12 protein-coding genes and 3 pseudogenes are annotated in these 12,970 nt (G+C 32.1%); 14 read left to right on the plus strand and 1 reads right to left on the minus strand.

The features are described 5' to 3' along the window. The first annotated feature begins 50 nt into the window (after positions 1-50). From MPTP_RS04110 to MPTP_RS04175, 14 genes and pseudogenes are all read left to right on the plus strand, one after another. A pseudogene (locus MPTP_RS04110) lies at positions 51-913 on the plus strand (phosphate ABC transporter substrate-binding protein PstS). A 99-nt stretch (positions 914-1,012) separates the two neighbouring features. Then, complete coding sequence (pstC, locus tag MPTP_RS04115) at positions 1,013-1,930, plus strand: phosphate ABC transporter permease subunit PstC (RefSeq protein WP_013773820.1); 918 nt, start codon at positions 1,013-1,015, stop codon at positions 1,928-1,930. Next, positions 1,930-2,814: a phosphate ABC transporter permease PstA gene (pstA, locus tag MPTP_RS04120; RefSeq protein ID WP_013773821.1), complete on the plus strand. Its 885-nt coding sequence runs from the start codon at positions 1,930-1,932 to the stop codon at positions 2,812-2,814. The genes pstC and pstA overlap by 1 nt, the downstream gene beginning before the upstream one ends. Before the next feature lie 15 nt (positions 2,815-2,829). Then, positions 2,830-3,638, plus strand: a pseudogene (pstB, locus tag MPTP_RS04125) (phosphate ABC transporter ATP-binding protein PstB). Between the two features lie 10 nt (positions 3,639-3,648). Beyond that, on the plus strand, positions 3,649-4,407 hold the full coding sequence (pstB, locus tag MPTP_RS04130; protein WP_013773824.1) for a phosphate ABC transporter ATP-binding protein PstB: 759 nt from the start codon (positions 3,649-3,651) through the stop codon (positions 4,405-4,407). An 18-nt stretch (positions 4,408-4,425) separates the two neighbouring features. Continuing rightward, entirely contained in the window at positions 4,426-5,097 is a 672-nt protein-coding gene (gene phoU / locus MPTP_RS04135) for a phosphate signaling complex protein PhoU (protein WP_013773825.1), read from the plus strand. A gap of 382 nt (positions 5,098-5,479) precedes the next feature. Next, on the plus strand, positions 5,480-5,773 hold the full coding sequence (locus MPTP_RS04140) for a PspC domain-containing protein (protein WP_013773826.1): 294 nt from the start codon (positions 5,480-5,482) through the stop codon (positions 5,771-5,773). After that, positions 5,773-6,129, plus strand: a complete 357-nt coding sequence (locus MPTP_RS04145) for a phage holin family protein (RefSeq protein ID WP_013773827.1) — start codon at positions 5,773-5,775, stop codon at positions 6,127-6,129. The genes MPTP_RS04140 and MPTP_RS04145 overlap by 1 nt, the downstream gene beginning before the upstream one ends. 354 nt (positions 6,130-6,483) lie before the next feature. Continuing rightward, entirely contained in the window at positions 6,484-7,419 is a 936-nt protein-coding gene (gene hprK, locus MPTP_RS04150) for an HPr(Ser) kinase/phosphatase (protein WP_013773828.1), read from the plus strand. Between the two features lie 20 nt (positions 7,420-7,439). Beyond that, a complete protein-coding gene (gene lgt, locus MPTP_RS04155) occupies positions 7,440-8,261 on the plus strand; it encodes a prolipoprotein diacylglyceryl transferase (protein ID WP_013773829.1) in 822 nt (273 codons plus the stop codon). 90 nt (positions 8,262-8,351) lie between these two features. After that, entirely contained in the window at positions 8,352-9,368 is a 1,017-nt protein-coding gene (locus MPTP_RS04160; protein WP_099046197.1) for an NAD(P)H-dependent glycerol-3-phosphate dehydrogenase, read from the plus strand. A 15-nt stretch (positions 9,369-9,383) separates the two neighbouring features. Continuing rightward, positions 9,384-10,292, plus strand: a complete 909-nt coding sequence (gene galU / locus MPTP_RS04165; protein WP_013773831.1) for a UTP--glucose-1-phosphate uridylyltransferase GalU — start codon at positions 9,384-9,386, stop codon at positions 10,290-10,292. Positions 10,293-10,652: 360 nt separating this feature from the next. Next, positions 10,653-11,072, plus strand: a complete 420-nt coding sequence (locus tag MPTP_RS04170) for a DUF948 domain-containing protein (RefSeq protein WP_013773832.1) — start codon at positions 10,653-10,655, stop codon at positions 11,070-11,072. Positions 11,073-11,118: 46 nt separating this feature from the next. Continuing rightward, positions 11,119-11,619, plus strand: a pseudogene (locus tag MPTP_RS04175) (YtxH domain-containing protein); the annotation flags it as partial. Between the two features lie 102 nt (positions 11,620-11,721). Here MPTP_RS04175 and MPTP_RS04180 read toward each other — a convergent pair. Then, positions 11,722-12,825, minus strand: coding sequence for an aminopeptidase P family protein (locus tag MPTP_RS04180; RefSeq protein ID WP_013773834.1), 1,104 nt, complete (start codon positions 12,823-12,825; stop codon positions 11,722-11,724). Positions 12,826-12,970: the final 145 nt, after the last annotated feature.

A 12,970-nucleotide genomic window follows, 5' to 3' on the forward strand; every position in this document is an offset into this window, starting at 1 on the left:
TAAATACTAAAATAGATTGATTGAAAGAAAGTTGGAGGAATAGTAAATTCATGAAAAAAGGGTTGCTCTTGTTTTTTAGTTTAATCAGCATGGTTATGTTTTCTGGATGTACAAAATGGATTGATCGAGGCGATTCTATTACAGCGGTGGGTTCCTCAGCACTACAACCATTAGTTGAAACCGCAAGTGAAGAATACCAAGCACACCACCCAGGAAAGCTTATCAACGTTCAAGGTGGTGGCAGTGGCACAGGTCTTAGTCAAGTACAATCCAAGGCAGTTGAAATTGGTAATTCTGATTTATTTGCTGAAGAAAAGCAGGGAATTAAGGCTAATCAACTAAAAGATCATAAAGTAGCAGTTGTAGGTATTACGCCAATAGTGAATCGGCGTGTTGGTATTAAGAATATCTCTTTATCAAATTTAAAAAAATATTTTTAGGTGAAATTACCAATTGGAAAGAAATAGGAGGAAACGATCAGACGATTGTTATCATAAATAGGGCAACTGGTAGTGGCACACGAGCTACCTTTGAAAAATGGGTATTAAATGGCAAAACAGCTATTAGTGCTCAAGAACAAGATTCAAGTGGTATGGTAAGTTCAATTGTTGCAGATACGCCAGGTGCAATTAGTTATACGGCTTTTTCCTATGTAACAAAAAATGTTCAAACATTAAATATTGATGGAGTTAAACCAACGGATAGTAATGTCATGATAAATAAATGGACTATCTGGTCATATGAGCATATGTACACCTACGGAGAACCTAAAAAATTAACAAGGAATTTCATTCAATTTATTTTATCCGATGATGTTCAAAATAAATTGGTCAAACAACTTGGTTATATCTCTATTTCGAAAATGAAGGTTGAAAGAGATTGGCAAGGTAATTTAATAACTATGTCTAAGTAATAATAATTATAATTAAAATAAAAAATTTATTTATATAGAGATTTAATGGGCTTTCTTATCATAATAAACAATATCCAAGGTGTTTGAGGAGGAATTTTCTTGGAAGATATCCAAAAGAAATTATTGACAAAGTCAAAACGAGCAAAGATGGAAACACGGGGTAAGTTTTTAAGTTTTTTATGTATTGCTCTAATTGTCGTAGTAGTATTGTCTATTTTTTATTTTGTTGCAAGTAAAGGGCTAGCTACTTTTTTTAAGGATAAAGTGAATGTATTTGATTTTTTATTTGGTACAGATTGGAATCCAGGTGCAAAGGTTAATGGCAAACCATTGGTAGGCGCATTACCAATGATTGTGGGTTCGTTTATTGTTACATTATTATCTGCACTGTTTGCTACACCCTTTGCAATTGGCGCAGCTGTATTTATGACGGAAATTTCTCCTAAACGAGGTGCAAAAATTTTACAACCAGTCATTGAATTATTAGTGGGAATTCCCTCTGTTGTTTATGGATTTATTGGATTATCTGTTGTTGTTCCCTTGGTAAGATCTGTTTTTGGGGGAACTGGATTTGGTATCTTGGCAGGAACTTTTGTTTTGTTTGTTATGATTTTGCCAACGGTCACAACTATGACGGTGGATGCTTTAAAGTCGGTACCTCGTCATTATAGAGAGGCGTCTTTAGCACTTGGTGCAACGAGATGGCAAACAATTTATAAAATTGTTTTACGCGCAGCAATTCCAGGGGTATTGACTGCGATTATTTTTGGTATGGCTCGTGCATTTGGTGAAGCTTTAGCTATTCAAATGGTTATTGGGAATGCTGCCGATATGCCAACCAGTTTAACTGTACCTGCTTCAACACTGACAAGTATCTTAACAATGGGAATTGGAAATACGATTATGGGCACATTAAGCAATAATGTACTATGGTCATTAGCGCTTATTTTATTATTAATGTCACTTGTTTTTAATATTATTATTCGTATTATTGGCAAAAAGGGGTCATTGAGATAATGAATGCAAAAAAAATGGATAAATTGGCAACAGGTATCTTATATAGTGTTGCTGGTATTATTATATTAATTTTATCAGCATTATTGTTATATATATTGGTTCGAGGCTTGCCACATGTTTCTTGGCATTTTTTGACTAGACATTCTAAAGCTTACCAATCTGGTGGTGGTATCGGAATTCAATTATTTAATTCTCTTTATTTATTGATTATTACTATGCTGATTAGTTTTCCAATTTCTTTGGGTGCTGGTATCTATCTTTCTGAATATGCTGAAAAAAATTGGTTAACAGATATTGTTCGTTCATCGATTGAAATATTAAGTTCATTGCCATCTGTTGTTGTTGGGTTGTTCGGTTTTTTGATTTTTGTTATTCAAATTGGTTATGGATTTTCTATCATCTCTGGTGCATTAGCCTTAACTTTTTTTAATCTTCCTTTACTAACACGAAACGTAGAAGAATCATTAAAAGCCGTGCACTATACTCAGCGCGAAGCAGGTCTGTCACTGGGATTATCAAAATGGGAGACAGTAATTAGGGTTGTCGTTCCGGAAGCCTTGCCAGGAATTATTACAGGCGTTATTTTAAGTTCTGGCCGTATCTTTGGTGAAGCTGCTGCACTGATTTATACGGCTGGTCAAAGCGCACCACCCTTGGATTTTAGTAATTGGAATCCTTTAAGTGTGTCTAGTCCAATCAGTATTTTTCGTCAGGCAGAAACGTTGGCTGTTCATATTTGGAAGGTTAATACAGAAGGAACCATGCCTGATAGCGTACAAGTTTCTGCAGGTGCTTCTGCTGTTTTAATCTTAGTTGTCCTGTTATTTAATCTTGGTGCTCGCTTCATTGGTAACAAATTATATAAAAAGATTACATCTGCCTAAGTTAGGGGAATTAATATGAAAGAATATAATTGGAACGACCGATATATTATGGAATTTAATACTGAACAGGTTCCTATCGCTACATATACAGAAGATTTACATGTTTGGTATGGAGATAACGAGGCAATCAAGGGAGTAGACTTACAATTTGAAAAAAACAAAATTACTGCATTAATCGGTCCATCTGGTTGTGGAAAATCGACTTATCTTCGTTCAATTAATCGTATGAATGATGGTATTGCAAATACTAAAGTAACTGGCAAAATTATGTATGAGGGGATAAATCTAAACAGTAAAAAAGTTGATGTTTATGAAATGCGAAAATATATTGGCATGGTATTTCAACAGCCAAATCCATTCAGTAAATCAATTTATGAAAATATTACTTTTGCTTTAAAAAGACATGGAGAAAAAGATAAACGAAAATTGGATGAAATTGTTGAAACAAGTCTAAAGCAGGCAGCTTTATGGGATCAAGTAAAAGATAAGTTAAATAAAAGTGCATTAGCACTTTCAGGTGGGCAACAGCAGCGTCTTTGTATTGCCAGATCCATTGCTATGCAACCAGATATATTGTTATTAGATGAACCAGCTAGCGCTTTAGATCCAATTTCAACAGGGATAGTTGAAGAAACATTGGTAAATTTAAAAAAGATTATACGATTATTATAGTTACACATAACATGCAACAAGCTGCTCGTATTAGTGATTATACTGCTTTTTTCTATTTAGGTAAGGTCATTGAATACAATCAAACAAGAAGAATTTTTACACGACCAAAGATCCAAGCAACTGAAGATTATGTTTCTGGACATTTCGGTTAGGAGGAGTAGAATGACAACAGAAATCATCTCATCACAAGATTTACATCTATATTATAGTAATAAAGAAGCATTAAAAGGAATCACTCTTTCTGTTCAACAAGGCGAAATTACTGCAATGATTGGGCCATCTGGCTGTGGAAAATCGACATACTTACGTTGTCTTAACCGTATGAATGATTTAATTCCTGATGTGACAATAACAGGGAGTGTCATGTACAAAGGAAAAGATATTTATGGACCAAAGACAGATACCGTGGATTTAAGAAAAGAAATTGGTATGGTGTTTCAACAACCCAATCCCTTTCCATTTTCTATTTATGAAAACATTATTTATGGCTTACGTTTAAAAGGTGAAAAAAAGAAACAAGTACTTGATGAAGCTGTAGAAAATAGTTTAAAAGCTGCAAATATTTGGGAAGATGTCAAAGACAAATTGCATGATAATGCGTTATCTCTTTCTGGTGGACAGCAACAAAGAATATGTATTGCTAGAGTTTTAGCTGTTGCTCCAGATATTATTTTATTAGATGAACCAACAAGTGCTTTAGATCCTATTTCGACTGGAAAAATCGAAAGTATGTTATTGACATTAAAGGATAAATATACCATGATTATGGTTACGCATAATCTATCACAAGCTTCACGTATTTCTGATAAGACGGCTTTCTTTTTACAAGGAGAATTAATAGAATTCAATAACACAAAGAAAATTTTCTTAAATCCTAAAAAACAAGAAACAGAAGATTATATCTCTGGTAAATTTGGTTAATTAGAGGGGGAAGAGTCGATGTTACGTACACAGTTTGAAGAAGAATTGTTAAGTTTGCATAATCAATTTTACGAAATGGGTACAACGGTGGGAAGTGCTGTCCATAAGTCTGTTCGTGCCTACATTAATCATGATAAACAGCTTGCTCAAGAAGTGATTGAGAATGATATTAATATTAACAATATGGAAGTAAAACTTGAAAAGAAGAGTTTTGAAATGATTGCTTTACAACAACCTGTTACAACAGATCTGCGTATGATTATTACTGTAATGAAAGCCAGTTCAGATTTAGAGCGAATGGGCGATCATGCAGTTTCTATTGCAAAATCTACGATTCGTTTAAAAGGTGAAACGCGTATTTTAGAAATTGAACAAGAAATTTCTGATATGTCCGATTATGTAAAAAAAATGGTAGATAATGTCTTAATTGCCTATGTAAAAACAGATGAGAAAGACGCTCGCTTGATTGCTAGTATGGATGAACAAGTAAACGAATATTTTAATAATGTATACAATCATTCCATTGAAAGTATGCAAGAAAATCCTGAAACAGTTATAAGTGGAACAGATTATCTGCATGTAGCCACCTATTTAGAAAGAATTGGCGATTATGTTACCAATATCTGTGAATGGATTGTCTATTTAGTTACTGGGAAAATTACTGAATTAAGTACAAATCATACTATTTAATCCTATAATTTTTATTAAAGATGGCATTATTATATCTATTTGTAGAGAGTTTTTCTTTTTTCAATGTTTATGTTATAATATATTTATAAATATACATTTAACTAACAAGTCAAAAATTATAAAAGCTACTTTTATAATTTTTGACTTGTTAGTTTTAACATAATGAAGTATATTTACAGAGAACAAACAAATATCTATGCATCATTGTTTTATTAATTAGAACTATATTTATATTTTTTAATAAAAAACTATACGAACTTTGTTTAAAAATTAATTTTTAAATAATAAATACATAATCATAAAAAATAAATCCTTATTCTGAATAAAAAAGAAATAGAATATACTTACTTTAGATTAATGGTTAAGTGGGAGATGAGAATATATGGAAAAGAAATTAACAAAGTCATCAAATAATATTGTTTTAACAGGGACTCTAGCGGGAATTGCTGAATGGATAGGAATCGACCCATTCATTTTACGAGTTATTTATGTAATAATTAGTTTCCTATTTGTAGGTTTCTCGATTATATTATATATCTTATTAGCAATTTTGATTCCTAAAAAATCATATATGAATCGAGATCAGCATACTTATTATGGTCAAAATTATTCGACCAATAAAAGACAAAGAAAACAAGCTGAGAAGATTGATGAAAAGGATGGGGGAGATTGTTAGTGACAAATTATTTCCAACGGTTGATTGTTAATACATTGACTTTTATATCCATGTCGGTTATCTTTCCAAATTTACTATATGTGAGAACATTCGGAATAGCAATCGTTGCTGCATTCGTTTTATCCATATTAAATATGTTGGTTAAGCCAATCTTGACTTTGCTATCTTTACCGCTTACTTTATTAACATTTGGTCTGTTTAGTTTTGTGGTGAATGCTGCTATATTAAAATTGACATCATTTTTTGTTGGTGAATTTAACTTTCAATTTTCAACTTTTTGGGGTGCGATTGTAACTTCTATTGTTCTCTCTATTGTTAATGCTATTGTTAGTGAACATAATTTAAATCGTTATTAATCTAAAATAGGTCAAATTGCTGTCATTCAAAAAGATTTTAATAGTTAAAGAGATATAAAGTATTAAAATACAATATTTGCCTACTATGAGAATAGATACTGATGAATATTACATGATAAATAAAGATAAATCGTTCATAAATAGCAATAAAAAATGACATGTTGATAGCAACATGCCATTTTTTATTGCTATTTATTCGTTTATTTTGTACATGACTTGGTGAAGAGTTGAAATTCGTTTATTTCTATTTATTTCATACAGGTGTCCTACTTTTATGACAATTAAATAATAACTAGCAACTTTTTTCATGAAATGATAAAATAAGACAGAGAGCGGAAAGGATTGAATGTTAATATGAAAGAAGTTGTAAAGATTTATGAACTAGTCAACAAGCTTTCATTAGAAGTTGTCTATGGAAACAAAGAAAGTTTGAATAGGGAAATTACAACTAGTGACATTTCACGACCTGGATTAGAATTAACGGGTTATTTTAATTATTATTCTCATGATCGTTTACAATTATTTGGTAGTAAGGAAATTACATTTGCTGAGCGAATGATTCCAGAAGAACGTTTACTAGTGATGCGTCGTTTATGTGAAGAAGACACGCCTGCTTTTATTATCTCTAGAGGATTAACTGTTCCTAAGGAAATGATTCAAGCAGCTAAAGAAAAAGAAATAACGATTCTACGTTCACCAATCTCAACTTCAAGACTTTCTGGTGCAATTTCTAACTATTTAGATGGTCGTTTAGCAGTAAGAACCAGTGTACATGGCGTTTTAGTCGATGTTTATGGGTTAGGTGTACTCATTCAGGGAGATAGCGGCATTGGTAAAAGTGAAACTGCATTAGAATTAATTAAACGAGGCCATCGTTTAATTGCAGATGATCGGGTCGATGTTTACCAAAAAGATGAATTGACTATTATTGGTGAACCACCAAAAATTTTACAACATTTAATTGAAATCAGAGGTGTTGGAATTATTGATGTAATGAATCTTTTTGGCGCAAGTGCTGTTCGTGGATCAATGCAAATTCAATTAGTAATGAATTTAGAAAGTTGGGAAAAAGATAAAAAATATGATCGTTTAGGAACAGATGATGAAGTAGTAGAAATCGCTAAAGTGAATGTTCCACAAATAAAAATTCCTGTGAAAACTGGCCGTAATGTGGCAATCATTATCGAAGTAGCTGCAATGAATTTTCGTGCGAAAACAATTGGATATGATGCAACAAAAGTTTTTGAAGATAGATTGACAAAACTAATTGAAGAAAACTCAACCTTATAGAAAAGAAAGGAGTTTGTTCAATGATTTTACAATTAAATCCTGTGGCTTTTCGTTTATTTGGTATTTCTATTTACTGGTATGCAGTGATCATTGTTTCAGGAATTTTTATTGGGGTCTGGTTAAGTAGTAGGGAAGCGGTTCGTGTCGGTTTAAAATCGGATGATGTTATTGATTTTATGCTTTGGGGACTTCCAAGTGCCATTATTGGTGCTAGACTTTATTACGTTGCTTTTAAGTGGCAGGATTACATAAACAATCCACTTGAAATATTTCTAACAAGAAATGGTGGATTAGCGATCTATGGAGGATTAATTGGTGGTGGAATTGCTTTATTAATTTTTACTTATCAGCGATTTATTTCTCCATGGACATTTTTAGATATTGCTGCACCAAGTGTTTTGCTAGCACAAGCGATTGGACGTTGGGGAAATTTTATGAACCATGAAGCCTATGGACCGAAAACAACTCATGCTTTTTTAAGTAATCTTCATTTACCTAATTTTATCATCACGAATATGAAAATGGATGGTTTCTACCGTCAACCAACTTTCTTATATGAATCATGCTGGAGTTTGTTAGGTTTTTGTCTACTCATCTTACTAAGGAGAAAAAAACATTTTTTTAAGCAGGGAGAAGTCTTTTTAAGTTATATTGGGTGGTATGCATTTGGTCGCTTTTTCATTGAGGGGATGCGAACAGATAGCCTTTACCTATTTAATAATATAAGAATCTCACAAGTTTTATCGTTTATTATATTTATTAGTGTGCTCATCATCATTTACGTACGGAGAAAGACAAAAAACTTAAATGATTATGAAAGAATACAAAATAATATTGTGTGAATTGAATTATTTTTTTGTTAAAAATAGAAGATATGATAAAATAAGAAAGACTATTTTTACTTTTACATAGCGAAAGGGAGTTTTTTATTGATAAAACAAAAAATTGCCGTATTAGGACCTGGTTCATGGGGAAGCGCACTTGCCCAGGTATTAGCGGAAAATGATCAGGAAGTTTGGCTTTGGGGAAATAACAAAGAACAAATAGAAGAAATTAACTTATCTCATACGAATAAACATTATTTATCAGATATCGTACTCCCCACTTCAATAAAAGGTACGGTTTCTTTAAAAGAATGCATAGATGGTGCAGACGTGATTTTATTTGTATTACCCACAAATGCTATTCGTACTGTTGCTAGACAAGTAGCTGAATTATGTAAAAATCAACCTCTAATTATTCATGCCAGTAAGGGATTGGAACAAGATTCCCACAAACGTATTTCAGAAATACTGGCAGAAGAAATTCATGAAGAAAAACGCAAAGGAATTGTTGCTTTATCTGGACCAAGTCATGCAGAAGAAGTAGCTGTACATGATATTACAACAATTACAGCTGCAAGTATTAATGAGAAAAATGCTGAGTATGTGCAAAGATTATTTATGAATAATTATTTTCGTGTTTATACAAATAATGATATAGTAGGTGTTGAGACAGGAGCAGCTCTAAAAAATATTATTGCTTTAGGAGCTGGTGCTATTTATGGACTTGGATTTGGCGATAATGCTAAAGCAGCTATTATGACACGTGGTTTAGCTGAAATTAGTCGTTTAGGTGTGGCTATGGGTGCTAATCCACTTACCTTCATTGGATTGAGCGGTGTTGGTGATTTGATTGTTACTTGTACAAGTGTTTATTCGAGAAATTGGCGAGCTGGGAATTTGCTAGGAAAAGGACATGAATTAAAAGAAGTTTTAGACAATATGGGTATGGTCATTGAGGGAGTAACAACGACCAAGGCAGCGTATGAGCTTTCTAATACATTAAATATAGAAATGCCCATTACGCATGCTATCTATAATGTTCTTTATAACAATGCAGATGTGAAAAAGGCCGCTGAAGAAATTATGTTAAGAAATGGAAAAACTGAAAATGAATTTACCTTATAAGGAGGATATAAATAAATGAAAGTAAGAAAAGCCGTTATTCCAGCAGCAGGATTAGGTACCCGTTTTTTACCTGCAACCAAAGCAATCGCTAAGGAAATGTTACCAATTGTTGACAAACCAACGATTCAATTTATTGTTGAGGAAGCTTTAGCTTCAGGAATTGAAGATATCTTAATTGTAACTGGAAAAGCTAAACGACCAATTGAAGATCATTTCGATGCAAATTTTGAGTTAGAAAGTAATTTACGACAAAAAAATAAAACAGACCTATTAAAATTGGTGGAAGAAACGACAGATGTAAACTTACATTTTATTCGTCAATCTCATCCTATGGGACTAGGACATGCTGTACTTCAGGCAAAGGCTTTTGTTGGAAATGAGCCATTTATTGTTATGCTTGGTGATGACATCATGAAAGATAAGATACCATTATCAAAACAACTAATGAATGATTATGAAAATACACACGCATCAACAATTGCTGTTATGAAAGTTCCCCATATGGAAACTTCAAAATATGGAATTATTGATCCTGAGCAGGAAATTGCTAAGGGATTATATAATGTTCATAATTTTGTTGAAAAACCAAAACCTGAAAACGCACCTAGTGATTTAGCAATTATTGGTCGTTATTTACTGACGCCTGAAATATTTGAAATTTTAGAAACACAAAAACCCGGAGCTGGAAATGAAATTCAGTTAACTGATGCCATTGATACATTGAACAGAACGCAACGTGTATTTGCCAGAGAGTTTGTGGGTAAACGATTTGATGTTGGTGATAAATTTGGCTTTTTAAAAACAAGTATTGAATATGGCCTTGTTCATCCAGAAGTAAAAGATAACTTGCGTCAATTTATTATCGATACAGGAATTCAATTATCCAAAGAAGACAAAACAAAAAAGACAGATAACAAATCATAAAATTAAAAACAACTCTGAAAAATAAGATATCAATACAGAAATAAATTTATAATATTTCTGTTTTGATATCTTATTTTAATTTAAAAGAAATATGAATTATAAAAAATTGCTAATACAATTTCAATAAAATCAGGAAAAATAGTTCAGCTACCTTTCACTAGTTATCTTACTAAAAAATAGTAGATAATAAAAAATGAGCATAATATTTACAAAATCAAATAAAAAATTAAATTCTAACAAAATAACGATTGATATTTTATTTTTTATAAACGATAGTAAAATTTATTATTTTGAGTTGTTAAAAAAAAGCAGTTGATGTTATCCTAAAAGTATCAATTATCAGCAGAAGGGAGCAAATAGATGACAGTTGGTGAAATGGCTGCTTTAATAGCTGCACTTGCATTTGTAGTCTTGGTAATATTTCTAGTAATTATTTTATTAAAAGTTTATAAAATTATGGACCAAGCATCACAGACAGTTGAAGAAACAAATAAAACAATTGAAGTTATTACAAAAGATATAACAGCTCTTACCTATCAAGTTGAAGGTATGCTTGCTAAAAGTAATGAATTATTGAATGATATTAATCAAAAGATGGTAAAAATTGATCCCTTATTTACTGCCGTTGCTGATTTAAGTGAGAGTGTTTCTGAGTTGAATTACTCAGGCAAGAACTTCTTTAGACGGGTAGGTTCAGTGGGGAGTTTTACGACAAAAGCTGGCTTTATGACAAAAATGGGTAAAGCAGCCTATCGTGTATTGAAACCTAAAAATAAATAATTGGAGGAGTTAGTATGGCAAAAAAAATAGGTTTTTCCTAGGCGCATTTATTGGTGGAACGGCAGCAGCCATGACTGCTTTATTGTTTGCACCTAAATCTGGCAAAGAATTAAGAAAAGATCTAGCAGAACAGACAGATGATTTGAAAGATATAGCAATGAATTATGCAAATTCTGCAATGGAGAAGACTTCTGAATTTACAGAAAAAACAAAATGCCAAACAAACGATTTTAATGATCAAATGAGAGAAGCAATCAAACCAACAGTTTATCGAGCTGATGATGAAGATGAATTAGAAGATCAATTTAATCAATTTAAAGAAAAAACAGATGAATTATCTAATCATTTTAAAGAGGCAACAAAAAGTGTTGATCATCATGCAGAACAACTTAAAAATAAAGCAAAAGATACTTCTGATGATATTTATATTGATGTAAAAGATTCTGCTGAAAAAGCAAAGAAATTTGTTTCAGAAGGAGCAAAGGAAGCAAGACAAACAATAAAAGACGTTTCAAAAGAAATGTTTGAAACAGAAAATAAGGATTAATCTTAGCATAGCAAATATTAAATACCATGAATTGTTTAATAAAAAACCATTCTCTTGTTGAAGAATAAAATAGATTCAGCAAGAGAATGGTTTTTTAGAATTCTAATCAAATATCAATAGTTCTTTTGGTGTTTTTGTAAATAATTCACAACCTGTTTTTGTTACATGAAGACAATCTTCAATCCGTACCCCTATATTTTCTGGAATATACACACCGGGTTCAATTGAGAAACACATACCTTCTTCTATAACTAGATCGTTTCCTGTAATAATCGAAGGATACTCATGAACGATTGATCCAATACCATGACCAAGGCGATGGTTGAAATATTCACCATATCCAGCTTCAGTAATAACATTACGGGCAATACTGTCCAGTTCACTTGCAGTAATCCCTGGTTTAACTGCTTCGATAGCTTTAAGTTGCGCAGTTAAGACTAACTGATAGATTTCTTTTTGGAAATCATTCGTCTCTTTAAAGCTGACAGTTCTTGATACATCACTACAATAACCATCCCAGATAACTCCTAAATCAAAAAGAACGAGCTGGTGGGGAGCAACAAGTGTATTCCCAGGTGTACCATGTGGATTTGCTGCATTTTTTCCAGTTAAAACCAATGTATCGAAACTCATAGATAAAACACCTTGACGTTTTAATTGGTATTCGATTTCTGCTACAATCTCTTGTTCAGAAGCCCCATCTTGAATAGCATTGAAACCAATCAACAAAGCTTTATCTGCCCAATCACCAGCAGCCATTAATCGGTCAATCTCATTCTGTGTTTTTATTAATTGTAGCTTTTCGATAACAGGTGTGGCATTTTTTGTTAGATTAGCTGAAGGTAAATAATTTTTTAACTGATCAAATCTATCTACAGAAAGGACATCTTTTTCAAAGGCAATTGTTGGAGCTGAATTCCTTTTTTGTAGCAGTTGAGCAATTTTTTCCCAAGGATTTTCACTGTCTAAATAGCCATAAACAGGTGCATTCCATGAACTATTTTTTGCTTCTTCAACTTCTAAAGCAGGAGTAAATAAAAAGGATTCTTCTTCATTAACAGCTAAAAATAAAGCAAGTACACGTTCATGTGGATCACTTTCATATCCGGAAAAATAAGCAACGTGCCTAGGTTCACAGACATAAGTAAAGTCAATTTGTTCACTAATCATCCATTTTCTTAAATCATCCATTTTTGTTTGATTCACATTATCCGACCTTCTTTCCAAATTCTAACTATTATCATACCATGAATAGAAATAAAATGTTGATAGAAATATAAAATAAAATTTCATGAAAATAATATAAAACGGTTGCAAAATAACAAAGAATTTGTTATTCTTAAGAAGAAAT

Source organism: Melissococcus plutonius ATCC 35311 (genome assembly GCF_000270185.1).
In the GTDB taxonomy this organism is placed as follows: Bacteria; Bacillota; Bacilli; order Lactobacillales; family Enterococcaceae; genus Melissococcus; species Melissococcus plutonius.

Coding starts and splice junctions, on each gene's coding strand:
- lgt (WP_013773829.1), top strand. CDS start 7,440: ATGATTTTACAATTAAATCCTGTGGCTTTTCGTTTATTTGGTATTTCT.
- galU (WP_013773831.1), top strand. CDS start 9,384: ATGAAAGTAAGAAAAGCCGTTATTCCAGCAGCAGGATTAGGTACCCGT.
- pstA (WP_013773821.1), top strand. CDS start 1,930: ATGAATGCAAAAAAAATGGATAAATTGGCAACAGGTATCTTATATAGT.
- MPTP_RS04170 (WP_013773832.1), top strand. CDS start 10,653: ATGACAGTTGGTGAAATGGCTGCTTTAATAGCTGCACTTGCATTTGTA.
- pstB (WP_013773824.1), top strand. CDS start 3,649: ATGACAACAGAAATCATCTCATCACAAGATTTACATCTATATTATAGT.
- MPTP_RS04140 (WP_013773826.1), top strand. CDS start 5,480: ATGGAAAAGAAATTAACAAAGTCATCAAATAATATTGTTTTAACAGGG.
- hprK (WP_013773828.1), top strand. CDS start 6,484: ATGAAAGAAGTTGTAAAGATTTATGAACTAGTCAACAAGCTTTCATTA.
- phoU (WP_013773825.1), top strand. CDS start 4,426: ATGTTACGTACACAGTTTGAAGAAGAATTGTTAAGTTTGCATAATCAA.